The 23661-nt window shown below is 46.7% G+C and carries 21 protein-coding genes and 1 tRNA gene; 6 read left to right on the top strand and 16 right to left on the bottom strand.

The genetic code is table 11. The features are described 5' to 3' along the window. On the bottom strand, window positions 1–707 hold a 707-nt coding region (gene nfsA / locus ACTHY5_RS01685; protein ID WP_441875485.1), incomplete at its 3' end, for an oxygen-insensitive NADPH nitroreductase. Between the two features lie 55 nt (window positions 708–762). Between nfsA and ACTHY5_RS01680 the strand changes: the two genes are divergently transcribed. Beyond that, window positions 763–1443, top strand: coding sequence for a DUF2982 domain-containing protein (locus ACTHY5_RS01680; RefSeq protein ID WP_441875482.1), 681 nt, complete (start codon window positions 763–765; stop codon window positions 1441–1443). Window positions 1444–1518: 75 nt separating this feature from the next. Here ACTHY5_RS01680 and ACTHY5_RS01675 read toward each other — a convergent pair whose 3' ends face one another. The 5 genes from ACTHY5_RS01675 to ACTHY5_RS01655 form a co-directional block, all read right to left on the bottom strand. Further along, window positions 1519–2397: a DUF7281 domain-containing protein gene (locus ACTHY5_RS01675; protein WP_441875479.1), complete on the bottom strand. Its 879-nt coding sequence runs from the start codon at window positions 2395–2397 to the stop codon at window positions 1519–1521. After that, on the bottom strand, window positions 2394–5186 hold the full coding sequence (locus ACTHY5_RS01670; RefSeq protein WP_441875476.1) for a hypothetical protein: 2793 nt from the start codon (window positions 5184–5186) through the stop codon (window positions 2394–2396). Before ACTHY5_RS01670 ends, ACTHY5_RS01675 begins: the two co-directional genes overlap by 4 nt. Beyond that, complete coding sequence (locus tag ACTHY5_RS01665; protein ID WP_441875473.1) at window positions 5180–5749, bottom strand: condensin complex protein MksE; 570 nt, start codon at window positions 5747–5749, stop codon at window positions 5180–5182. Before ACTHY5_RS01665 ends, ACTHY5_RS01670 begins: the two co-directional genes overlap by 7 nt. Further along, window positions 5739–7016: a hypothetical protein gene (locus tag ACTHY5_RS01660; protein ID WP_441875470.1), complete on the bottom strand. Its 1278-nt coding sequence runs from the start codon at window positions 7014–7016 to the stop codon at window positions 5739–5741. Before ACTHY5_RS01660 ends, ACTHY5_RS01665 begins: the two co-directional genes overlap by 11 nt. 498 nt (window positions 7017–7514) lie before the next feature. Then, window positions 7515–7602 (bottom strand) — tRNA-Ser (locus tag ACTHY5_RS01655). 223 nt (window positions 7603–7825) lie between these two features. Here ACTHY5_RS01655 and rnt point away from each other — a divergent pair. Then, window positions 7826–8494, top strand: coding sequence for a ribonuclease T (rnt, locus tag ACTHY5_RS01650; protein WP_441875467.1), 669 nt, complete (start codon window positions 7826–7828; stop codon window positions 8492–8494). Window positions 8495–8560: 66 nt separating this feature from the next. Here the strand turns inward: rnt and ACTHY5_RS01645 are convergent, their stop codons facing one another. Genes ACTHY5_RS01645 through modF form a run of 3 tightly spaced genes read right to left on the bottom strand, consistent with a single transcriptional unit; the run spans window position 8561 to window position 10750 of the window. Next, on the bottom strand, window positions 8561–8749 hold the full coding sequence (locus ACTHY5_RS01645; protein WP_441875465.1) for a hypothetical protein: 189 nt from the start codon (window positions 8747–8749) through the stop codon (window positions 8561–8563). Beyond that, a complete protein-coding gene (locus tag ACTHY5_RS01640) occupies window positions 8733–9218 on the bottom strand; it encodes a cupin domain-containing protein (RefSeq protein WP_441875462.1) in 486 nt (161 codons plus the stop codon). Before ACTHY5_RS01640 ends, ACTHY5_RS01645 begins: the two co-directional genes overlap by 17 nt. Window positions 9219–9268: 50 nt before the next feature. Further along, complete coding sequence (gene modF, locus ACTHY5_RS01635; RefSeq protein ID WP_441875459.1) at window positions 9269–10750, bottom strand: molybdate ABC transporter ATP-binding protein ModF; 1482 nt, start codon at window positions 10748–10750, stop codon at window positions 9269–9271. Between the two features lie 168 nt (window positions 10751–10918). Here modF and ACTHY5_RS01630 point away from each other — a divergent pair, with 168 nt between their 5' ends. After that, on the top strand, window positions 10919–11164 hold the full coding sequence (locus ACTHY5_RS01630; RefSeq protein ID WP_441875456.1) for a TIGR02647 family protein: 246 nt from the start codon (window positions 10919–10921) through the stop codon (window positions 11162–11164). 79 nt (window positions 11165–11243) lie between these two features. Here ACTHY5_RS01630 and ACTHY5_RS01625 read toward each other — a convergent pair whose 3' ends face one another. Then, complete coding sequence (locus ACTHY5_RS01625; protein ID WP_441875453.1) at window positions 11244–11855, bottom strand: peroxiredoxin C; 612 nt, start codon at window positions 11853–11855, stop codon at window positions 11244–11246. A gap of 292 nt (window positions 11856–12147) precedes the next feature. On the opposite strand from ACTHY5_RS01625, the gene ACTHY5_RS01620 reads away from it, so the two are divergent. The 3 genes from ACTHY5_RS01620 to aguA all read left to right on the top strand — a co-directional run bounded on the left by ACTHY5_RS01620 (window position 12148) and on the right by aguA (window position 15917). Then, complete coding sequence (locus ACTHY5_RS01620; protein ID WP_441875488.1) at window positions 12148–13470, top strand: Na+/H+ antiporter family protein; 1323 nt, start codon at window positions 12148–12150, stop codon at window positions 13468–13470. Between the two features lie 480 nt (window positions 13471–13950). Then, complete coding sequence (gene aguB, locus ACTHY5_RS01615) at window positions 13951–14841, top strand: N-carbamoylputrescine amidase (protein ID WP_441875450.1); 891 nt, start codon at window positions 13951–13953, stop codon at window positions 14839–14841. Beyond that, window positions 14841–15917: an agmatine deiminase gene (gene aguA / locus ACTHY5_RS01610; protein ID WP_441875447.1), complete on the top strand. Its 1077-nt coding sequence runs from the start codon at window positions 14841–14843 to the stop codon at window positions 15915–15917. Before aguB ends, aguA begins: the two co-directional genes overlap by 1 nt. 117 nt (window positions 15918–16034) lie before the next feature. Here the strand turns inward: aguA and ACTHY5_RS01605 are convergent, their stop codons facing one another. The 6 genes from ACTHY5_RS01605 to ACTHY5_RS01580 all read right to left on the bottom strand — a co-directional run bounded on the left by ACTHY5_RS01605 (window position 16035) and on the right by ACTHY5_RS01580 (window position 23486). Further along, complete coding sequence (locus ACTHY5_RS01605) at window positions 16035–16643, bottom strand: SPOR domain-containing protein (RefSeq protein WP_441875444.1); 609 nt, start codon at window positions 16641–16643, stop codon at window positions 16035–16037. 82 nt (window positions 16644–16725) lie between these two features. After that, on the bottom strand, window positions 16726–17994 hold the full coding sequence (folC, locus tag ACTHY5_RS01600) for a bifunctional tetrahydrofolate synthase/dihydrofolate synthase (RefSeq protein ID WP_441875441.1): 1269 nt from the start codon (window positions 17992–17994) through the stop codon (window positions 16726–16728). 2 nt (window positions 17995–17996) lie between these two features. Then, window positions 17997–18917, bottom strand: coding sequence for an acetyl-CoA carboxylase, carboxyltransferase subunit beta (gene accD / locus ACTHY5_RS01595; protein WP_441875438.1), 921 nt, complete (start codon window positions 18915–18917; stop codon window positions 17997–17999). 193 nt (window positions 18918–19110) lie between these two features. After that, window positions 19111–19923 (bottom strand): tRNA pseudouridine(38-40) synthase TruA, encoded by an 813-nt coding sequence (truA, locus tag ACTHY5_RS01590; protein WP_441875435.1) that lies wholly within the window; start codon window positions 19921–19923, stop codon window positions 19111–19113. A 127-nt stretch (window positions 19924–20050) separates the two neighbouring features. Then, on the bottom strand, window positions 20051–22222 hold the full coding sequence (locus ACTHY5_RS01585) for a FimV/HubP family polar landmark protein (RefSeq protein ID WP_441875432.1): 2172 nt from the start codon (window positions 22220–22222) through the stop codon (window positions 20051–20053). Between the two features lie 148 nt (window positions 22223–22370). After that, on the bottom strand, window positions 22371–23486 hold the full coding sequence (locus tag ACTHY5_RS01580) for a 4-phosphoerythronate dehydrogenase (protein ID WP_441875429.1): 1116 nt from the start codon (window positions 23484–23486) through the stop codon (window positions 22371–22373). Between the last annotated feature and the right edge of the window lie 175 nt (window positions 23487–23661).

Genomic DNA, 23661 nt, shown 5'->3' with positions numbered 1-23661 from the left:
AACTCCAGCATAAAAGGACGGGCTTCTTTGGCTAAGGTATCGCCTATTTGACCGGTCCAACTCATTTCTTTTTTACCCCCGGTACGGGTGCGATAATAATGACGGACTTGCTCGTCATACTCTTGCATTTGTGCTTCATCAAACTGGGCAGGATACTGGTTTTCGCACAACATTAAATTGGCAGGCAAGCGCGGCTTAGGCTCAGGATCTTGAGCGGGATGGCCCATACAAAGCCCAAATAAAGGGATCACCCCTTTAGGCAGCTGTAACAAGTCACTCAAGGCATGAGGCTGATTACGCACAGCGCCAATAAACACCCCACCCAAGCCTAACGACTGGGCTGCGGTTAAGGCATTTTGTCCCATGAGCGCGGTATCAATGGCGCCAATCAGTAATTGCTCAGCAAAACCGGTTTTTGCCTCGGGTACCCATTGTAAATGACGGTGAAAATCAGCACAAAACACCCAAAACTCAGCAGCACTGCCTACATAGGCTTGATTGCCACACAAGGCCATCACCTGCTCTCTTAACTCAGGGGAGCTGATGCGGATCACTGTGGATGCTTGTAAAAAGCTAGAGCTGGGAGCAGCTTGCGCCGAGGCCAAAATCGCACTGCGTTGTTCATCCGTTAGGGCCTGCTCGGTAAACTTACGAATGGATCTATGTTGGCGCATTACGCTAATAGCGGAAGATGTAGCGGCGGACATGATTACCTCTTAGTGTTTCTATGTGTATGATTACTGTAATGGAACTGACTATTAAATGGGAGACACTGTGCAAGAAACTCAACACATAGCCCCCATGTCGCGTCATAACGGTTTAGCACTTATGCTGGCAGGCTTAGTACTAATGCCACTGATACTGGTCATTGGGTATTGGTTAGACGGTCGTGCCCAGCTGGTCGTGGTGTTTTTATTTTTAGCCTGCATGATAATGGCGATATTAGGTGCGCTTAAACTACATGAACCGCATTATAGTTTCTCGCTCAGTCGCGAACATTTGCACTTTCATCACAAAATTGGGGGCTGGAGCCTGCATTGGCGCAATATATTTCGCATTGGACAGCCCAATTTAACCCGCGGCATAGATCAGGTTGATCTGCCTTATGTGGGCATTAAAATTCGTGATATTGATGAAATTCTTTCGTTTATGACGCCCCGCTTAGCAGTACACATTTTAACCGAGCAGCGGCCACTGTTAGCCTTAGCAAGGCGTTATGGTGTGATTGAACGACATCAGTTTCATGACTGGCTGATAGAGGATGATCATTTTTGTTCAGCAAACGGCCACCATTACTCCGGCGCCATTGCGATGCTCGGTCATCGTATGTGTCATATGAGAGAGTTATATGGTTACGATCTATTAATACATGAGTCGTCTTTAGACCGAGAGACCAGCGAGTTTATCCGCTTATTACGCGGGTATTTATACCCGGCTGAATAAATAGAGTGACGACAAGTACAGCTACTGGCTTAGCTTTGTCTGCTAAATATCTTGGTCCATTGAGAGTGTCACCGATCAATCACTCAACCAGATAGCCTCTTGCTCTAAAGCTAAGCCATACTTCTTCATTTCCGTTATCAGCTCTCGCAGTATAGGGGATTGCGCTAACAATTTTTGGCTGTTTCGCTCAAAAGATTTGAATTCCCGTGCAGTATCATTCCAAAGTTGGTTTTGCCCATAACGGTTCAAAAGTTCTTTCCAGTTAGGCATCATCCAAAACTCTGCTCTTTTTTCTAATTTGTCTTTTAAGCGACGATAATTATTCAAGCCTACACCATCATAATCCGCAAATAAGTATACCGACGGTGCTCTTTCGGGCGCCGATAACCACTCAATCAGTTTGTTGTGCAGCTGCCCTCGGTACCAGATGACGGTTGTGGGTTCGCTATTGTGTAGCCAATCTAGCCGATCAAACACTGCTTGGTTTTCCACCAACCAAATGGAATGATGAGTGTGAAGATTGCTGTTTCTTTCGCCACCGATTTCAAGCGAAAAAACGCCAAACTCTTCTGTTGCTACATTTAAGTGATCAGTGAGTACTCCAGACGCCTCCCACAACGGATTCGCAACCGTTTTAGCCAGCACGTAGGTGACATCGTGGCCTGCTCGCCCTTGTTTGCTGCTACGTGTCGCGCCTATATTTAATGCTCGTGGTGGCACAGCTTTAGACAAGTGTTGGTTTGGTACCAACTGTTCTAGTGTGACTTTAACAACATCCATATCTAAAATGCCGTAGACAACTCCACGGCCTTTAGGGGTAACTTGTACCGACTGAGTATTGCGACTGAATGCTTCAAGCTGATTCTTCTGAGGTGATGTCAAGGTGCTTCCGGCGATGGGATCTGGGTAAGCCTCGACCAATCGCGTTAATACTTTAACCAATGTCTGGCTCATCGCAAGGACCCCACTTGTTGTTGCGGCAGCTCTTGATTCTCTATCGGTTCGAAAATTTGCCAACTATTACGGCTAATGTGATTATAGCCATTCGCTTGATGGATTGGCACACAATAACGCGCTGTGGTTAACGGTGCTGGTGAAGCAAAGATCAAGGCAAAACCGAATTGTTCGGCAATTTCTATCAAGTTAACTTGGTTTTTGGTATCTAGAGCTAAGGCCTCATCTAAATAACATACCGCTTTCATTTGGTGACGCTTATCTTGCATTAGGTGCAACATTGCCAGACCAGTCACAAGCTTGGCCATCAATACGGTTCCGTTAGAAGCCGCACTATCAATATCTTCAAATGATTCTTGCTGCTGCCCTTGTTTCGCGACAACAAACTCAAGTCTGAACAAATCTGCCACTCTTAATCCTTGGCGAGCATTACCTTCTTCTATCAGCAAGCTCTTCGCTCGCTCTAACTCCGCATCATCAAGAATACTGCCTTGATCAAACAGTTCGAAACTCTGACCACTTTCAGTTTGCTCTGCTTGCTGTATCAGTACATTCATGGAATCTACAAGCTGACTCTCTTCAACGGGTTCAATTTTGAAGATTTTGAGATCCGATAACTGTCTATGACTGATTAATCGATTGAACTCTTTCATCTTGCTTTGTAGGGCATAGAGCCCACCGCGCAGCTCTCTTAAACTCGCTGTAACGTTGACCACTGCCGATCGAGCACGCCTTTCCAAGGCTTTCTTCTCATCATCTAAACAATGACTGAATTGAATGATACCTTTTATCTCTTCATCTTGAGTTTGCGCCATTTGGAACTTTGTCAGCCCCTTCTGAGCTAAGTCATTTTTCATCTGACGCACTTCTTTAGACAGCTTATCGAGGTCTTTGCAATCCTCGATGTATTGTTCAAGACGAGCCGGTAGAGACTCCAAAGACCACTCATCCATTACAATCCAAGGTGTATGGGGTTGGTCAGACAATGCAGCAAACAGCGCTTGGTCATCAATTCTTTGATTTTTTAGTTTTTCAACATTGCGTTTATCCGAAGCCAAGTTACTGAGCTTATCTCTCACTGTATTAATTTGCAGCGTGAGCTCATTGTACTGCTTGCCCGTATTATCCAGAGCAGCTTCGACCGCCTCTCGCTCACTCGCTAATGTTTGCTTTTGCTCAAGTCGCTGCGCCTGAGTTTTTATTAATGCTTGAAGATGTTGGTAATCCTGCAGTTCTTGCTCACACTGCCTTAGCGCACGGTTTAATTCGATTTTTTTCCTCTCAGCAGCCTCACTCTCTCTACTTGCTTCAAACAAATCCGTAAGCTCTTTTATTTGCTTACTCACATCGCCTATTTCCTCCACCAACTCCTGCTCTGTCTTTTGAATATGCTGAGGTACAAGCTCCTCAAAAGACAGCGTTAAGCCTGAGAGCGAAAATTGCTCAGCAGATTCATCATTAAGCAACTTTCGAAGCTGATTAAGGTCAAGCGAATACTGCGACTGTGGCAATTGCATCACTTGCTGGCTAAGTACTTTATTCAGCTTCTCTAGCTCATGTGCACTAAGCGACTTGGAAAGATGAAGGTATAAATTGTCGCCGAGAGTGTCATATTGAGACTGCAGCCTTTGTAAATGCTCTTTTCGTTGTTGCAACTGCTTGCTAATCGAGGCAGAAGATGAACGTTGCGATTGAACACACAAGGCAGCCTGAGCTTCATACGCTTTCTCGGCTAAATTTAGCTGGTTCTCTAGAAACAGTTGGTCTGGGATCAGAGTAAACCGATCTTCTAACTCTTGTTGCTGTTTCTCGGTACGTTTTAACTCTGCAAGTTTATTGGTTAATTCAGTGCGTTCTCCTGCGCGTATGATGTCTTGGTTTCGTAACTCACTTTGTGTTTGCTCAAGCTTCGCCTTTTGCGTTGATAGATTTTCAGTCATCGTTTGAACGTGACCATGCCAATTTTGCAGCAACTCATTCACTTTAGGTTGGCATGCAGCAATTTTTCCTCGTAGCGACAAGGTACCCTCAAAATTTAGTTCAAGTTCTTGAATCGTATCTAAATTATTGGCTGCTGCCAGGTATTGCTCACGCTCTAGGTTGATATCTTGAAAGGCTTTCTCCCACTCCTGCTTAAAATCTATAGCGGCATTGGGGAGCTCTCGACTAAAGATCTTCAACAAATAGTCTTTAACATCACTGGAGTTTAGCTTGTCAAGCCTTAGCGTCTTGGTGAGGACTTGCTGAAACGAGCGAGCATCGCTTATGTGTTCAAGTTTGAATACTGTAAAGTCGATGTCGCTGTTTTTCTTGCTTTTTGCACCGCCATAAATCGAGTGTCGAAACTCTTTATCATTGAACTTATAGACCCGATGTTTTTTGGTCGCTAAGTGGTTGACTAACTTTGGTTGCGAAACGATGTTTCCATCAGCTAAGCGGAAATCATCTAGATTCAACTCACCCTTGTAAGCAAAGTACTCGTAGTCAAAGCCTACCCCTTTACCCACACAGCCAAACACCACAGTGCCAGTTTGCGGTAAGATGACTTCTAGCAAGATGTAAGCGCTGTTGTTCGGAAAGTAAAAACGACGAGCCTTTTCTAATGTGTGAGAACCGAAATCCATCCTTCTTTGATCAATGATGAGCAGAAATTGAAGCGCATTGATTAAGCTTGTTTTACCATAGTTATTGGGCGCAATTAATGACACAGAGTCATCAAGAGGAAGTTCTGCTCGCTGGTACCCAGCACTGCCAATTAACGCTAAACGTTGAAAGCCGTAATTTAACATGAATCACCTTCCTCATAAGCTGCCACATCGCTATTAGATTGCTGTTCAGTAATAAATTCAAAATGGTCAAGGTAGCGATATACCGAAGACAATAAACGCCAGTGATTGCTCTCTTGAACTGCAAAACCTTTTCGCACTGCATTGTCGAGTATCTTTATGAGTGCATATTGATCGAGCTCTTCTGCATCCAAAAGCTCTTGATGCTTTTCGTAGACCTCATTTAATAAGGCATTATCAATAATCCATTGGTAGAACTGGCCAAGAGCACGGCCGTTATCTGCTTGATGGTCAAATATCACCATCAGCAACAGCGCTAGCTGGCGTGATTGCTTATTGATATTCGAGTTACTATCATCCTCGTGGAACCAAGCAAAACCACGCCCATCCATACGCAAGTCAAACCCTAAACTAGCAAATAGGTGCTGATACTGCTGTGCTTGTTGTTCTAGCTCATGCCATAAAGCCGCATCTGCCGAGCGATTAAGATGTCGCCCAGAAATAAAAAGGTTAAACAACTCTTTCAAATGAGCCAGCTCATTTAAATTGATTTTGCTAGTTTGCATTATCAACATCCTTTGCATTTGTTGAGCTAGTCAACATCTTTATTTCATGAGGGTGGTAGGTTACGGCGACTGTGTTCAGTGCTGTGGTATGTGAATGCATCCCTAATGTGCTTTGCCACTGAGGATCACGGGCAAGCGCGTGATACAGGCGCAACAGCTCGGCATCCGGTAGGTGCTGATAGTTTCCCCTGAGCCATGCCATGAGATTCTCTACTGGTAATACGTCAATTAGTTGCTGTCGTAAAAGCTCTTCATCAACCCAGTTGATGATTGAACTTTCTGGCATTCCCTCTTCATCTGGGAATGGAATAGAGCTAGGCTCAAAGTCCATAAATTCTGCCATCAACTCACGCACCTCGTTACCTAATTGAGTTTTGGTAACACGGCTACTTTTCCACATTGGTAAACCGTTCGCATTCAGCCCTCGCACTAAGCCCTTTTTACGCACTAAACTAAGCTGCTTGCTGATCACCGCTGAAAGCTGGTTATGCTGCCTGACTTCCTCTCTTAACGGCAACAAGGTATCGGCACATTGCTGAGCTATAATTCGCCCTTGGTACCGAAGATCTTTGACTTGATACGCTATCTGGCGCATTGCCAACCTTTGTTGATACAAAGAGCCGCGTATGGAAAGAGTATCAACGGCAGAATCGAGTGCGGCTTCCGCCGTCTCTAATAAAGGGTAGAAACTGCCGCCAAGACCACTATCCATCATTTCGTTCATCGGCTCAACGTATTGATCGTACACCTCTAACACTTCACGGTAACGACGTGCAATCGGAACACGGGTATCCGCCGACTTTGCCAATTCGGCTATTTCAAAGATGGCTTGTTTATCTTGTGTCAACTGTTGAATTATTTTTCTAACCAGCTCTGACAGTCTGTTCGCACCAGTACGAAGTAAATCATTGTCCGACCCATCGAGTCCTTCTAACACTTGGCTAGTGGCGTCTTTAATCGCATCAACTCGCGCTTTAAGCACCGCTGATAGACCTAACTCATGCTCTTGGGTTAAACCTCTGACAAAGTCCACAACTAAGGTGTTTAGCTGATAGTCGCTACTGCGATTGATAGACTGGAGTATGTCTGCATTAATAAGACTGGCGAGCACAGTATTACTTTCCGCATTCTTATTTTTGTACTGATTGATTACCTGCTCAAGTACTCTCAGCTCAAATACTGGAAACTCTCGCGAGAGCCGAGTTAACTGCTCAACCACCTCCCAATGTTGATGTAACTGAAAAGTGAGACTTTTAGGTGCGGCCATTGAAACCTACTTAATATGTATTTAATAGAAAGAACAACATAAACGGCTTGGTTGATTACTTATTACCACTGGCACAATATATCGCCACTCACTACAGGTAAATACTGGTTATATACACATGTCGCATAAGTAAACAGGTATCAAATAATAAGTAAATGACCCATTCAATGGGATTGGCTGTTTCGATGTCGAATAATTGAGATTATGACCTTGTGGGAAGATTGCTTAGCCACGAATCATCTAATTAAAAATTTTGATCTTGGTTGATAACAAGCATCAAAACACATCAACGCGTAATAACAGTGTTATAAATGAGGTATTTATAGATTGCATCTATCAGAAACCAGCAAACGTTCTCAATGCGCTAACGCATTGAGAGTCGGATTCCGGCGAGAAATATTTTTTAGCGGATAAAGAGGAAAGGCAATACGTGTGTAGTGTGCAGAGAAAAAATAAAGCGGAAAGTTTTGTTATACAAAACTTTCCGCTTTAAGAATTTGGCGGTGAGGGAGGGATTCGAACCCTCGATACGTTTCCGTATACACGCTTTCCAGGCGTGCGCCTTCAGCCACTCGGCCACCTCACCAAATATTATGCTGACAAGCCGTTGCTTGTTCAGCGGGGCGTATCATAGGCATGCAAACTTAAAGGTGCAATGTTTTTCTTACATAAGATGTTTGTTTGCACATAATTGCATCAAGTTACCCACATTAATGCGAATACCGCCACTGTTTTAGCGAGATAGGCGACGATCGGCGGTGACTCTGGCATAATAGCGACCCAGTTTTTTAGGCTAAATTAGGATGACAATGACGGAATCAGCAGCTTTAACCCAGCTTAACGAACGCTTTCGGGGCTATTATCCGGTGGTGATCGACGTAGAAACCGGCGGCTTTAATGCCAAAACCGATGCGTTGCTAGAAATTGCCGCTATTACGCTAAAAATGGATAGCAATGGCTGGCTGGTGCCTGATCAAACATTTCATTTTAATGTTGAGCCGTTTGAGGGGGCGAATCTTGAGCCTGCCGCCCTCGCCTTTACCGGCATTGATCCTCATAGTGCGCTGCGAGGCGCGGTCAGTGAGCGCGAAGCGCTGGATCATATCTTTAAAGGCATTCGTAAAGGCTTAAAAGCCAACAAATGCCAGCGGGCGATTATGGTGGCGCATAATGCCGCCTTTGATCATGGTTTTGTCATGGCCGCAGCGGAACGCGCTGAGCTAAAGCGCAACCCCTTCCATCCCTTTGCCACCTTTGATACCGCCAGTCTCGCCGGCCTAGCATTGGGGCAGACGGTGCTAGCTAAAGCCTGTAAAGCGGCCGGAATGAAATTTGATGGTAAAGAAGCGCACAGTGCTTTGTATGATACGCAAAAGACCACTGAGCTGTTTTGTTTGATTGTAAACCGTTGGAAGAAACTGGGCGGTTGGCCGCTAGGCCCGGTTGAAACTGATCAAGCTGAAACCAATCAGGCTTAAATTGCCAAATTGGTATTAGCCGCTATAAAACGGCCCGACATCAGAGGATGTCGGGCCGCTTTAGTATCAGGAGAGGTCAGCCAAGTGACCGCTTCTTAGCCATAACTGAGTACGGGGCGCTAGCTGTAAGTGAGGCAGGCTATGAGGGGCAAAACGCAGCCAGCTTAATCGCGTATACGTCTTGTCACCGTCAATAACACTGCCTGCTAATACCAATATTTCTAGCCCGTTTTTATAATCAGCAACCGATAACACCCCCCCCTTGCGCAAAATACAGCGCACAGGTATGCACATCGGCAAAATGGTGCAGTGGCAAACGCTGGTATCCTTGCAGGCCTGCTTGCCATACGGATGATTCAGGTAGCACTTTAACCCATTGCTTATCTTCAGCTGAAAACTGATTCAACTTTACAAAAATCATGCAGCCATCACGCGTAAAAGAGCGATGCCGGCTGCCCGGTGGGTTACGTACATAACTGCCTGCGGGGTAGTCGCCACTTTCATCGGAAAAAGTCCCCTCGAGCACCCAAAACTCTTCGCCTAGTGGATGGCTGTGCTCGGGGAAATAGGAGTTGGCATCAAAGCGCACTAAGCTTGTGACATGGCCACTTTCGGCTTGTTCGCGCTCTAATGGATAGCGCCACACGCCGCTGGCAGGTGAAGCCTGCCACCTATCGACTTGATAGGGGATGGCCAGAGATTGGTTAAGGTTCATATTTAACATGGGCTGTGATCCAACAAATTATAAAAGTGGCTCTGCTGTTGTTTTGTTTATTAAGAAACTGCTAATGTAGCATCTGTTATCTCGTAGTGATAGCCATGCTCCGCTGAGACAAAGGTTAAACGATGACTGATACAGGTTGGTGCGTCTTGCTCGTGGTGGGAAACAAACAATAACTGAGTGCCCCCTTCTGCCACTAATAGATCTATCCAGCGTTTAACCCAATGACGATTGAAGCTGTCTAGCCCTTGCAAAGGTTCGTCGAGGATCAAAATAGGAGGATGCTTCACCATGGCACGGGCAATAAGTAACAAGCGCTGTTGCCCGTAAGATAAATGCCGAAACGGCTCGTTTGCGAGATGGCTCATACCAAGTAAACTTAACCACTGATCAGCCAAGGCAAGTTGGGTGCTGCCCGGTTGCTGATACACACCAATAGAGTCAAAAAAGCCGGATAAAATCACCGCTTTCGGGGTAGAAGTCACTCGGTAGTCTTGCTGCATGCTGCTGCTTACATAACCAATGTGTTGTTTTATATCCCAGATACTTTCGCCACTGCCGCGTCTGTGACCAAATAACACCAGATGATTACTATATCCTTGAGGATGATCACCTGTGACTAAGCTTAATAAAGTGGATTTGCCCGCCCCATTAGGGCCGACTATTTGCCAATGCTGACCAGGATCGACTTGCCAGTTTAAGCCATCAAGAATGCGCTTATCGCCATAGGTCACTGTCATATCACGCATCACAATACGCGGCGTGTCGGCATCTAATGTACGGCGAGTGGCATCGGGGTCGGCGGGGGGTAATTGCTGGGTTGCCGCCTCCATAGCAGTCAAGTGGTTAAGTTGTGCTAATTCTGCAGAGGCTGCTATCTTGCTACGCTCCCCTGCCATGCTTAATGCACATTCGGTTAAAATACCCAGATGATCACTAAAATCGGGGAGTTCTTCTAAACGATTGAGAATAAGGACTAAGGTTTGCCCCGCCGCTACTCGCTCTTGCAGTAACCTTGTTAAATCGGCTTGGGCTTCAACATCTAAGCCGTCAAAAGGCTCGTCTAAAATTAATAAATCAGGATGTTGTAATAAGGCACGACACAGTAACACTTTGCGGGTTTCGCCGGTAGACAAGTAACGAAACCCACGGCCAAGCAATGTACTAATACCAAAGCGCTCGGCTAATGCGACAAGCTCAGTATCATTAACCGGCTGCTCTTGTATTATTTGACGCGCGGTGTGCCCGTGATCAACATGGTCTTGTAAGTCACTGTCATCTTGTTCGCGCTCGCGATCAGCTAATGTCTGTAATTGCTCAAATGACACCCACTCTATCCGCTGAAAGTTATTTTCTACCGCCCCCGACGTTGAGGTCAGCTCTTTGGCTAAAGCGCGTGCCAATGAGGTCTTACCACTCCCATTCGCTCCCACAAAGCTCCAACATTGTCCAGCATGAAGTTCAAGTTGTTGAATGCTTAGGTGATTTTGCTCGCTAATGGCAAACTGAGCGTCCTGAATACAAATGGCTGTCATGGCGGTAAAATCCTTTTAAATCGGCAAAGGTATATTTTTAACAACTGAGCTTACTGATGCAAGCTACACGGTTGATTTCAAATGAAAGTGTTAATTGTGATCTCACACGCAACGATCGTGCTAAGAACAGGCTAACGTTAAGTGGTTATTTTAATTGAGGGTTCTTATATGCGCTATCATCCAGACTTACTCAACGAATTAAACTTTTTACAGCATTTTAGTTTAGATACCACACAACAAGGCATTAAGGTACATCATGATGCTGATGCTAGCCTAGTTGCAGCGGCAAAATCTTTACATAGCAAGGGTCTGATCACCTTAGAAGATGGTGGCTACTTGACTGATATAGGCCGAGAAGCCAGTGAACACGCTCAAGCATTGCTAAACTTATTACGCGAGTCTGAAACAGCTTAATCGCCTCTGAGCTTAGCTTTATATGCAATAAAAATGCCGGCAAGTGCCGGCATTTTTATTGCATATAGGTGAATGCGAATTAACGCTTAACGTCGCCTACGTTTTCAGTCAGGTACTTAGCAACGCCTTCAGCTGATGCTTCCATGCCTTTTTTACCTTTTTCCCACTGTGCTGGGCACACTTCACCGTGCTCTTCGTGGAATTGTAGTGCGTCTACCATGCGCAGCATTTCGTCGATGTTACGACCTAATGGCAGATCGTTCACTACTTGGTGGCGAACTTGGCCATTACCATCGATCAAGAAAGAACCACGGAAAGCCACGCCAGCTTCTGGGTGCTCAACGTCGTATGCTTTACAGATTTCGTGCTTAACGTCAGCAACCAGTGGGTATTTAACTTGGCCAATACCGCCGTTATCAACACTGGTGTTACGCCATGCATTATGGCTAAACTGAGAGTCGATTGACACGCCGATCACTTCTACGCCGCGCTCTTGGAAGTCAGCAAAGCGATCGTCAAAAGCGATCAACTCAGAAGGACATACAAAGGTAAAATCCAATGGGTAGAAAAACAGCACAGCTGCTTTACCTTTGGTGAACTCTTTAAGGTTGAAGTTTTCAACGATTTCGCCATTGCCCAGTACAGCTGCAGCAGTAAAGTCAGGGGCCTGACGGCCTACCAATACGCTCATGTCTATCTCCTTAGTGATTACACTGTGTAGGTTTAAAAAACCCTACGCTCATTCTGTAGTATATGGGCGAGCAAGGTGAAACCCAAGAGGCACAATGCGCGAACTTAGCTTACTTGCACAAAATACCAGCAATTTACGTAATCACGAGCACAAAACTCCGTTATTGACAGTTCACTGCCACCTGCCTTCTCTTTACCTGACTAATATTAGTAAAAAAGCTCGACATTCAGCGCTAAACTCGCAAAATACTCCCCTTATTTCTTCTAAAATCACAAATTTGTAAGGATACATGATGAATCCTGTTGTTATCGCCGTCTGCTTAATGCTGGTACTCAGTTTACTGCGCATTAACGTCGTGATTGCTATCACCCTCAGCGCAATTGTCGGTGGCATGGTGGGGGGACTATCACTGACTGAAGCGGCCAATACCTTTGCTGGCGGTTTAGGGGGAGGCGCGACTATTGCCCTAAGCTATGCCATGTTAGGGGCGTTTGCCGTGGCTATTGCCCGCTCTGGCATTACCGATTTACTGGCCTTTAAAATTATTAAAGCACTAGGGCAAAACGCCAGTGCTGGCCGCATGGTGTGGATAAAAGCCTTGCTTTTGGTCACCATTTTACTGGTAGCTGTCTCGTCACAAAACTTAGTGCCAGTACATATCGCCTTTATTCCTATTTTAATTCCACCACTGTTACATGTTATGGCAAAGCTTAAACTCGATCGCCGAGCCGTTGCCTGTATCTTAACCTTTGGTTTAACAGCCACTTATATGATGTTACCCGTGGGCTTTGGCGGGATTTTTTTGCACACGGTTTTATTAGCAAACATGGTGGAAAATGGCGTTGAGGTAACTCGCGCTATGCTGCCCATTGCCATGGGTATTCCAGTATTTGGTATGTTTTTAGGCTTATTGGTCGCACTATTTTTTACTTATCGCAAGCCTCGCCTTTACGACGAAAGCAAAATTATAGCTGTGGAGCCCGAACATATACACGTTCATGTGCCGCATTTATTAGTAGCCATGGCCGCTATTTTATGTGCACTCAGCCTACAGCTCTATAGTAACTCCATTATTTTAGGTGCCATGGTCGGCTTTATGATTTTCACCTTTGGTGGTGTGATTAAATTTAAAGAAAGCCAAGACGCCTTCACTCAAGGGGTGAAAATGATGTCGTTAATTGGTTTTATCATGATTGCCGCCGCTGGTTTTGCCGCCGTGATAAAAGCTACAGACGGCATTGGCAGCTTGGTGCAGGCCGTAGAAATGAGCATGGGTGATAATAAGCCATTGGCCGCATTAATGATGTTAGTGGTAGGCTTGTTAATCACCATGGGCATTGGCTCGTCATTTTCGACTATTCCTATTATTGCTCCTATTTATGCGCCTTTGTGTATTGCGCTGGGTTTTTCACCTTTGGCGGCACTGGCCATTATTGGCACAGCAGGCGCCTTGGGTGATGCCGGTTCACCAGCATCTGACTCCACCTTAGGTCCCACCTCGGGCTTAAATGCGGACGGCCAGCATGATCATATTTGGGACTCGGTAGTGCCAACTTTTGTGCACTACAATATTCCGCTAATAGGCTTTGGCTGGTTAGCGGCCATGGTGCTTTAGCCCCTTCAGGGAGTCTTACACTTTACGCCGTATGCTATTGGTAAAAAAGCCACCGCCCACCTTGGGTGGCGGCTTTTTTGTAAGAGCTAAATATAACTGAAAGCACTAAGCTAGAAGCCAAGCATCAAACTGGCTCGATGGGGTTCTTCCCGCTCTCAGCTTCAAGCTGATCACTGCCCGAAGCGCTCGCCCTATTAGATCTGATCTCTATATTTTAGCAGGTTTAGTTGCAGATCTAAGGTTAGTATTTTTCCTCGGTGCTCAGCGCTGTATTTTCACATCATATAGTGCAAATAAATCATAATATCTAATTGCGTGATTTTACACTTAGAGGCACACTGCGCTCTGCATTTTTTGAGTTGCTAGAATATGAATGGCTTGGGTCGTGGGTCAGTATGGGTTGTCTACTAAAGCCCCATATCATCATGCCTTTCAAGGTCCTTACGACTCGCAATCATTTATTACGTTGAGGAATTGAACATGACCATGGTTAGTGTCGCCGCCACCCAAATGGCCTGCAGCTGGAATAGAGATGAAAATATTCAACGAGCCGAAAAGCTGGTGCGCGATGCCGCAGCCAAAGGTGCGCAGATAATCTTGATCCAAGAGCTATTTGAAACGCCCTATTTTTGTATCGACCAAAGCCCAGAGCATTTTGCATTAGCGCAAGAAGCCGATAACAGCCCACTTATTCGCCACTTTCAGGCATTAGCCAAAGAATTGGCCGTGGTGCTACCCCTGAGCTTTTTTGAGCGGTCAGGAAATGCTTTTTACAACTCACTGATTGTGATTGATGCCGATGGCAGCGCACTGGATTTATACCGTAAAACCCATATTCCAAACGGCCCAGGCTATCAAGAAAAACAATTTTTTACACCCGGCGATACCGGTTTTAAAGTGTGGCAAACCCGCTATGCCAAAATTGGGGTAGCCATTTGTTGGGATCAGTGGTTTCCTGAAACTGCACGTAGTTTAGCGCTTATGGGGGCCGAGTTGATGTTTTTCCCTACCGCTATAGGCAGTGAACCCCAAGATGCGAGCATTAACAGTCACCCACACTGGACCCGAACCCAGCAAGGCCATGCAGCAGCTAACCTAGTGCCGGTTATTGCTTCTAATCGTATTGGTGTTGAACAAAGCCAGTATATAGATGGCCTAGCAACGACCTTTTATGGTGGCTCATTTATTACTGATGAATTTGGCGAGCTAGTACAACAAGCTGATAACACCACAGAGGGGGTGTTAGTACACCAATTTGATTTAGCTAATATTGCTAAAAATCGTGCCAGCTGGGGATTATTCCGTGACCGCCGCCCAGGTATGTACACCACATTAAAGACCTCAGATGGTCAGCACGAGGGCAGCCGTTAATGGACGCGCTTTGCGAATTTTATATGCCTGGTGAATGGGCGCCACAAGCCGCTGTATGGATGATATGGCCACACCGTGGCGATAATTGGCGTGAATTCGGTCAGCCAGCACAACGTACTTTTGCCCGTATTGCAGAGGCTATTGCGGTGGCGACCCCAGTTTATATGGCGGTGCCCGAGCAAGACATGGCACTTGCTAAAGCCATTATGCCCCCCTTAGTGAATTTGGTTGCCATTGACAGTGATGACGCTTGGGCACGAGATACAGGGCCTACTCTTGTTATTAATAATAAAGGCGAGCGCGCCGGTGTAAGCTGGATATTTAATGCGTGGGGGGGACACGAAGAAGGCCTGTATTACTCTTGGGAAAAAGACCAAGCCATGGCTAGCGCTATGTTGGAGCATCACCACCTACCTATGTTTAAGGCGCCTATTGTATTAGAGGGAGGCTCTATTCATGTGGACGGTGAAGGCACATTATTAACCACAGCCGAGTGCTTGTTGAACAAAAATCGTAACCCTGACTACACACAACAAGACATTGAACAGCAGCTTAAAGATTACTTAGGCGTAACCCATTTTATTTGGCTACCGCTGGGCGTGCATTTAGATGAAACCGATGGTCATATTGACAACATGGCCTGCTTTGCTCGCCCGGGCGAGGTGATATTACATTGGACTGACGATAAAAAAGATCCACAATATGCACGCTCTCAAGCCGCTTATAAGGTGTTGAGTCAAGCTCGTGATGCCAAGGGTCGCCAGCTTAAAATATGGAAATTACCCCAACCTAACCCCTTGTATATTAGTCAGCAAGAAGCCGCCGGCATTAAACCAGGCTCAGGTGTTCCCCGCCGAGCAGGAGATCGTATGGCTGCTTCTTACGTTAACTTTTTGATCACAAATAATCGGCTTATTTTTCCATTACTTGACCCGGACACCGACAGTAAAGCCCAGCAAATATTAGAGAGCATTTTCCCAGAGTTAGAGGTAGTGGGCATAGCCACCCGAGAAGTATTGCTAGGGGGCGGTAATATTCACTGCATTACTCAGCAAATACCTGCAACACAGCCGTAAGCGGTACGCTATAAGCTCTACGTTAAAGATAAAAAAACACCGGCTCAAGAGATCCGGTGTTTTATTTCTTACCGTGTATAGCGAACGACGTACAGCTTCAAGCGCTGGGCGCTACAGTTACTTAGGCCTCACACTGCCTTTTAGGCCTGTTAATTGCTCTAATGCTTTTAACTGCTGCTCTAATCGAGTTTTGTTATCCGGCCCAATCCATACCCGATTAATTTCGCCTTCTTGTGGTACTGCGGGAGTAGTGCGTGCGGGATAACCGGCAGCCTGCAGTTTTTTAACTAACGCATTCACATTTTCAGCATTGCGAAATGCGCCTAGCTGCACTATATGACTGGCCTCCTGCGTTGCTACCGGTGCCGCCGAGGTGACAGGCTCAGCTTTGGCTGCTACCTGAGGCGTCGGTTTGGGCGCCGGTTTCGGTTTAACCACAGGCTCAGGTTTCGCTGCCGAAGGGGCCACAGGAGGCGCTTCTTGAGCTTGTTCTATGTTCCACGTCGGCGACTCATTTACTGATTGAACAGGGGCATTGTCAGACGTTGAGTCAGCAGGTGCTTCCACTAGTGCGCGCGCCGGTTCAAGTTCGGGGCGCAGAGGAATAGTCACCGCCTCATCGGGGGGACGCTGCTGCTTACCATTTAACACATCAGGCAAAAAGATAACGCCCAGCGCCACCAAAATGACAGTACCTACTAACCGATGCTGAAACTGTGTCGCCAAAGTGCTCTCCCTATTTATTGCCTGTCATATTACTTACCCAAAAGAGGGGTTATCACCGTTAAACGGCGCACTGTTATTAAGCTTACTCGGCGTGAGCCAATACTTCTGCAACAGTAAAAAATGAGCCGAACGCAATCACTACATCATGCTCTTTTGCATTAACTTGCGCCACAGCTAATGCCTCACTCACTGAGCTAAAGCAAACTCCAGACTGCCAGTGTGCAAGCTCATTGGCAGTTGCACCACGGGGGCCAGATAAACTTGCCAAATACCACTCATCAATTACATTTTGTAGAGGAGCTAGGCTTGCAGGAATGTCTTTGTCTTTCAGCATGCCCACCACTGCCAAGCAGCGACCTTTCCCTTTAAGCACCGCTAAACGCTGGGCTAAATACGTCGCAGATTCAGGGTTATGTGCCACATCAATCCATAATTGAGGAGTTAATTGCTGCAAACGTCCGGTGAGCTGCGCACCTGATAACCCCTCTTTAATGGCGTTAATATCAAGCATAAAGGGTGACAGCGCAAGTGTTGCCAATGCCGTGGCGGCATTCATGACAGGTAACGAGGGGATAGGCAAATGATCCAACTGTAGGCCAAACCCGCTGAATGACCAATGTTCTTCAACACTTGCAGAAGGCGCCTGAACTTGCTGCCATACATAATCACGCCCCGTACAATACAAGGGAGTGCCTAGTTGTTTAGCGTGCGCTAACAAGCGCTCTGGCGGCTGAGGATCACCACATACGGCAGGCTTAGCGTGACGAAAAATACCGGCTTTCTCAAAGCCAACACTGTCTCGGTCGGCCCCCAACCAGTCGGTATGATCCAGCGCAACCGTGGTCACTATGCTTTGATCTGACGCCACCACATTGGTGGCATCTAAGCGCCCTCCTAAGCCGACTTCAAGCAACACCACCTCGGGGGCGGCGTCACGAAACAGCCATAAAGCAGCTAGGGTCGTAAACTCAAAGTAGGTCAGGGCCACACTCGGTTGCTCGCCCTGCATACGCGCAGACTCAACGGCGGCAAAGGCGGCACAAAAATCGGCGGCAACAGGGCTGTCACCATTAATGCGCACCCGCTCGCGATAATCCACCAAGTGTGGCGATGAATACACCCCAACACTGTGGCCACCGGCACGCAACATTGACTCAAGCAACGCACAAGTGGTGCCTTTGCCGTTAGTTCCCCCAACAGTGACAACATAACTGGGCAAGCTCAACAACCCCAGTCGCTCAGCGACTATGGTTATACGCGATAAACCCAGCTCAATATGCGCCATATTCAAGTTTTCTAGCACCATTAACCAATCGGATAAGGTGCGTTGTAAGGGGTCAAGTGGGCTCATTATTATTCGGCTTTAGACTCAACATCAGACTCATCCTCAGGCGCTTGTACCTCAGGTTTAACGTCACTCACGGCGTCTATATTCATCAACTTACCAATTAAACCAGCCAGTTTATCGCGCATTTCGCGGCGATCAATAATCATATCGATGGCGCCATGCTCTAGCAAAAACTCACTGCGCTGAAAGCCTTCTGGCAGTTTTTCACGTACTGTTTGTTCAATAACACGTGGCCCTGCAAAACCAATCAACGCTTTAGGTTCACCCACGTTCACATCACCAAGCATCGCTAAACTGGCCGATACGCCGCCCATGGTCGGATCTGTTAGTACCGAAATATAGGGTAAGCCGGCTTGTGACAAACGATTAAGTGCGGCACTGGTTTTCGCCATTTGCATTAACGAGAACAAGGCCTCTTGCATACGCGCGCCACCTGAAGCAGAAAAGCAAATTAAGGCACGATTTTCTTCAATACAAGCGTTAACAGCTTCAATAAAGCGAGCGCCTACTACCGAGGCCATAGAACCGCCCATAAAGGAGAACTCAAAGGCACATACAGCCACAGGTATCCCTTTAAGGGTCCCGGTCATAGAGACGATGGCGTCTTTTTCATTGCTGGATTTTTGTGCAGCATTCAAGCGATCCTTGTATTTTTTAGAGTCTCTAAATTTAAGGATGTCTTGTGGCTCTAATGCCGCGCCCAGCTCTACGCGACCCTCTTTATCAAGAAATTTATCTAAGCGCAGTCGCGCGCCCACTCGCATGTGATGATCACATTTAGGGCACACATCTAAATTACGGTCTAACTCAGCACGGTATAACACCTGCTCACAACTCGTACATTTGCTCCATACGCCTTCTGGAATACTATGACGACGAACACCGATATTTTTATTTTTAGGAAGAATTTTCTCTAACCAGCTCATGGAAATCCTTAGCGTAATTGCATCGTTGTTGCAGCTGATATGCTGCGGGTTTCGCAAAATAATTGCATCGAAAATAAACTGACTGCCCTACTGATTCAAGGACGCCTTATTAGGCAAGACCCCAATCATCTTGTTCGACAATATGACGAGCATTAAAGCATAGTTCAGCCTATTCGTTGATAAAAATTATGGGTTAACTCTCGCTGTGAGTGCCGCGTAAATTATCTGGCAACCACAAAGGGCCCGGTATGGTGGTAGGTAAAGCAAAAACCTCAGGATAATCGACAGTCACTAAGTACAGTCCGCCGGCTTTAGCCGTAGGGCCCGCGACGCGACGATCACGAGCAGCCAGTACCTCTTTTATCCAGCCTATGCTCTTTTCACCCAGCCCCACTTTAATCAAACTGCCTGCAATGTTACGCACCATGTGATGCACAAAGGCATTCGCTTTTATATCTAACACCACATAATGACCGTAACGCGCAACATTTAAATGTAAAATATGGCGATGGGGGCTATGAGACTGACATTGCATCGCACGAAATGAGGTAAAGTCATTATCCCCTAGTAGGCACTGCCCTGCTTGGTGCATTTTTTCTGCGTCAAGCTCACCAACATAATGACTGACACCACTGGCATTAATAGCGGGCCGCATTTTATGATTAAATATAATATAACGGTAGCGCCGTGCTGTGGCACTAAAGCGTGCATGAAAGTCATCGCGGGTATTTTTTGCCCAACGTATGGCGATGTCGTTAGGTAAGTTGGCATTCATGCCTAAGGTCCACGCACTGAGTTGGCGAACAGCGTCAGTGTCAAAATGCACTACTTGACCGGTGCCGTGTACGCCAGCATCGGTGCGCCCAGCACACTGTACCGTAATTGATTGATTGGCAATATGTGAGACGGCTTTTTCTATCTCAGCTTGTACGCTGGGCACTTCTCGTTGCCGTTGCCAGCCATAATACTGACTGCCGTCATACTCGATGCCAAGAGCAATGCGCATAAATTAATTCCACGAGGCGAATAAAGACGGCAATTATACTCGTTACCGCACTAAATTAAAGAACCGGCCTCATTAAGAGGCCGGCGTTTAGGTGATGTATTGATATTTACTGTTCACTTAGCGCATATTAGCCGCGTTTATCAAGCCGCTGTAAGAGTTTACTAGCATCACGCTGCTGTGCTTCATTACCTTGTTCAAGCGCTTCATTTAGTAAATCTCGGGCACTGTCTATGTCGTCTATTTCAATATATGCACGGGCTAAATCTAGCTGAGCACCAATGCCACCTTCATCGGCATCAATGTCCACGCCCTCTCCTTGACCAATCACATCGGCGTAATCATCTAACTCAAGGTCAAGTTTACGTTCTCTTTCTGCAGTCACGCCGTCTGCCGCTTCTGCTTCATCCATAAGCTGCTCTACTGAGACATAATCATCTTTAGCACTCGACTCATCTGCCAGTAATTCATCAACTGCAGCGGTTTCTGTAACAGGGGGAGCAAAAGACTCACTGTCATCTAGCGCTGCAGCAGGCGCGCCATCAGCAAAAAGACTGTCTGCCAACGTTTCTGCGGTGTCATTATCACGCTCGTCTTCCACTGCAGTTTCAGTATCACTCGATAACGGTTCCTCTGTTACTGAGTCTGCTTTTTCTGCCACTGATTCAAGATCAATATCAGCAACATTCTCAGTGTCCGTCGGTGCCTCTGGCGAGTCGATAGCTGATGCAGACTCGGCAGAAGCAAATATATCATCAAGATCGTCATTGGACATGGGCTGCTCATTGTCCGCGTCTGACGACGTTGTGTCATCGATTAAGACTTCATCTGCGTCCTCAATCTGTGAGTCAGATGACGCAGCTTGCGCACCTTCTTCTACATCTTCAAATAAGGGGTCTGAGTCAGGCGCTTGTTGTTCACCCTCTTCTGACGCTTGCTGATTTTCTTGCTCTTCTTGCAATTGTTGCTCTTCTAAGAAACGAGCAAACGCATCTTCGTCTACATCTTCTTCAGGATCGTCTTCTGGCGCTAATTCAAGCTCATTGGGTATCTCCCCCAACATGGGATCTAATTCTTCATCGGTCTCGCTACTAAACAAGTCTTCAAAATCATTATTTTCTTCTTCTAATATAGCGCTAGACTCAGAGAGCTCTTGCTCTTGTTCAGCTAAGTCTCGGCGTTCTCGATTACGCCACCACAAGGTAAATAATGCCAACAACAAGAGCGCAGGTAGCATTAAAATAAGCGCTAAATTAATGGGGTTATTCAACAAGTCTTTCAGCCAGCCTTCTTCTGCGACTGGCTTTTCATCCGCAGAAAAAGGTTCTGCCCCTTGCTCTGAAGTACTGCGCCCGTTCTTTAATTGTTCTACTTCCGCAGTTAGCTGCGTCAATCGCTGACGTAACGCTTGATTATTGTCGGCCAACGCAGCTAATTGCTCATTTGACATCGACACCTGCTCGCGCAGCTCATCCATTAATTGTAACTGTAATCGATTAAGTGCCGTTTCTTCTGATTGCGCAGGACTTATTGGACTGTCAGCCGTCTTACTTTCAACAGGGGTAGCTGCTTTAGGTTCACTGAGCCCGGTGGCGTTATCAGTACTTGGCGGAGCCGCCGCTACAGGAGCAGAAGGTACCACGGGCTCAGCGACTTTTTGGGGGGCCTTGGGGGGAGTTGCGCCCTTGGTTGTTGATGGCTCAGCTTGCTGGGTGGATGTTTCTGTAGACTTAACTTCAGGCTTAGGCGCCGTCGCTTGAGGAGCAGGCGTGGTTGGCGCATTAGTCTGGGCAGCACGAGTCACATTACGAGAACCTTGACGACTTAACTGGCGAAACTCTCTTTCTGCCTCACTTGCAGAGCGTTGTGTCGCTTGCGTTTGTGTGGGTAAACGTAATTGAGCACCTCGTTGTAGGTGGTTGATATTGCCACGCACAAACGCCTGCGAATTAAGGTGATATAACGCCACCATGGTTTGTTGCACTGTCGTGGGGGCTGTGGTGTTACGTGCGGCAATGGCCCACAAAGTATCGGTACTACGAATAGGCCCATAACGCCCAGGCGACATGACAGGGGGAGGCGCTGCACTGGTCGTTGAAGGTTGAGGTGTTTGAGTGGCAGTGGGGGCTGTGAGCGGCGAATCGTTGGATGTATTTTGTGCTGGGGGCACTAGCTGTTTTGAGTCTGATGATTCAGGGCCGCGCAGCTCAATATAAAAATTATCCTGCGCGGCTACCATAGCCCCACAGCCTAGCCATAAAGCCAAACCAACACCAAGATAGGGTTTGAGTCGTTTTATCACGTTTTTATATCCTTTTCCTGACGTTGTACCGCCCCATTAGCACGGCTCACGTTCATGCCTGCCATAAAATGGCCGTAGTGTAAAAAAGCGCCAATAGAAACCTAGCTTGCCATGTGGCAGCAAACAGTACCATATCGACAATATGGCATTAAACTTTAAAGCCCAGCGCATACAGCGTATTTTGCACGTCTATGTGAGAGCTTTCCACTGCTAATGACCCTAATTCTCGCCGCTGGGGATATTGTTTGCGTAACTGGTCAAAAAAACCGGGCTGCCCAAGCTTTGCACGAAAGGCCCAATCGTCAGCTTTAATGTCGTACACTAAGCGCACTAAACGCGTGAGTAAAGCTTGATCACACTCGCCAGCTAAGGTGAGGTCTGTTATCGCCGGTATGGGTAACAACTGCTCCACATCGTTCATCACAGCTTGGCCCTTGTGTGCTTTTACTGCCTGATAGAGCGCAAATGTCCCCCGCGCCTTACCCTCTAGGCTATAGCCGGCAATATGTGGGGTGGCCAACAGCGTATGGGCAACTAATGGCAATAACACCTCAGGTTCATGCTCCCACACGTCCATGACTAAGGTAACCGGATTCTCGGTTTGTTGACGGTGTAATAAAGCTTGGTTGTCCCATACTTCACCACGACAGGCATTAATCAAAACCTGATCACCGTGCAGCGTATTAATGGCGCTTTCATCTAATAAGTGCCACGTTGGGTACGCACCGTCATGAGTGATGGGCACATGAAAACTAATAATATCTGCAGTTAAAGCCTGTGATAACTCAACAAAATCACTCGGGCTCTGTTGCGCTTTAATTGGGTCGCACAATAACACTTTCATGCCCAGTGCGTGAGCACGCGCCACCACTTGTGAGCCGGTATTACCCACCCCAACCACGGCAATAGTGCGACCTTTTAGCTGCCAATGCTTATGCTCTGCAACGGCCAATAAGGCGGCTAATACATAGTCACCTACCGCAACTTTATTGCAGCCAGGGGCGCTGGCAAAAGCAATATTGCGTTCTGCTAATAATTCGGTATCAATGTGATCACAGCCAATGGTTGCGGTACCAACAAAACGCAAATGCGGTGCTTGCGCCAGTAATGCCGCGTTAACTTGAGTAATAGAGCGCACTAACAACACTTCTACCTCTCGCAATTGCTCTGGTGTTATGTTTCTCCCAGCAAAGGTGGTGACCTCTGCCCAATCACCAAATAGCGCTTGCACATAAGGCATATTTTCATCGGCTAACAACTTCATGAATACTCCCTAATTAGGCCTTATTATACACAGTTCACCCTATATAAAAGCACACTCCGTTTTTTTGTGTCAGGGCAAATTGACGGTAGCCTTTGCATTAAATAATCAGCCTGTTGATTACTATACCCTTTGCAACGACACGCTTCAGCTATCATTCACCGCCTGCTTTGCTACA

The organism is Oceanisphaera sp. (assembly GCF_052084945.1).
GTDB lineage: Bacteria > Pseudomonadota > Gammaproteobacteria > Enterobacterales > Aeromonadaceae > Oceanimonas.
This window is presented reverse-complemented; position numbering and strand designations above follow the sequence as displayed.

Bases quoted from the DNA above. Each gene is read 5' to 3' on its own strand.
- ACTHY5_RS01665 (WP_441875473.1), bottom strand. From the start codon at position 5,749: ATGCAAACTAGCAAAATCAATTTAAATGAGCTGGCTCATTTGAAAGAG.
- ACTHY5_RS01680 (WP_441875482.1), top strand. From the start codon at position 763: ATGGGAGACACTGTGCAAGAAACTCAACACATAGCCCCCATGTCGCGT.
- aguA (WP_441875447.1), top strand. From the start codon at position 14,841: ATGGACGCGCTTTGCGAATTTTATATGCCTGGTGAATGGGCGCCACAA.
- modF (WP_441875459.1), bottom strand. From the start codon at position 10,750: ATGACAGCCATTTGTATTCAGGACGCTCAGTTTGCCATTAGCGAGCAA.
- ACTHY5_RS01620 (WP_441875488.1), top strand. From the start codon at position 12,148: ATGAATCCTGTTGTTATCGCCGTCTGCTTAATGCTGGTACTCAGTTTA.
- rnt (WP_441875467.1), top strand. From the start codon at position 7,826: ATGACGGAATCAGCAGCTTTAACCCAGCTTAACGAACGCTTTCGGGGC.
- ACTHY5_RS01675 (WP_441875479.1), bottom strand. From the start codon at position 2,397: ATGAGCCAGACATTGGTTAAAGTATTAACGCGATTGGTCGAGGCTTAC.
- ACTHY5_RS01670 (WP_441875476.1), bottom strand. From the start codon at position 5,186: ATGTTAAATTACGGCTTTCAACGTTTAGCGTTAATTGGCAGTGCTGGG.
- ACTHY5_RS01660 (WP_441875470.1), bottom strand. From the start codon at position 7,016: ATGGCCGCACCTAAAAGTCTCACTTTTCAGTTACATCAACATTGGGAG.
- truA (WP_441875435.1), bottom strand. From the start codon at position 19,923: ATGCGCATTGCTCTTGGCATCGAGTATGACGGCAGTCAGTATTATGGC.
- aguB (WP_441875450.1), top strand. From the start codon at position 13,951: ATGACCATGGTTAGTGTCGCCGCCACCCAAATGGCCTGCAGCTGGAAT.
- ACTHY5_RS01625 (WP_441875453.1), bottom strand. From the start codon at position 11,855: ATGAGCGTATTGGTAGGCCGTCAGGCCCCTGACTTTACTGCTGCAGCT.
- accD (WP_441875438.1), bottom strand. From the start codon at position 18,917: ATGAGCTGGTTAGAGAAAATTCTTCCTAAAAATAAAAATATCGGTGTT.
- ACTHY5_RS01630 (WP_441875456.1), top strand. From the start codon at position 10,919: ATGCGCTATCATCCAGACTTACTCAACGAATTAAACTTTTTACAGCAT.
- folC (WP_441875441.1), bottom strand. From the start codon at position 17,994: ATGAGCCCACTTGACCCCTTACAACGCACCTTATCCGATTGGTTAATG.
- ACTHY5_RS01580 (WP_441875429.1), bottom strand. From the start codon at position 23,486: ATGAAGTTGTTAGCCGATGAAAATATGCCTTATGTGCAAGCGCTATTT.
- ACTHY5_RS01640 (WP_441875462.1), bottom strand. From the start codon at position 9,218: ATGTTAAATATGAACCTTAACCAATCTCTGGCCATCCCCTATCAAGTC.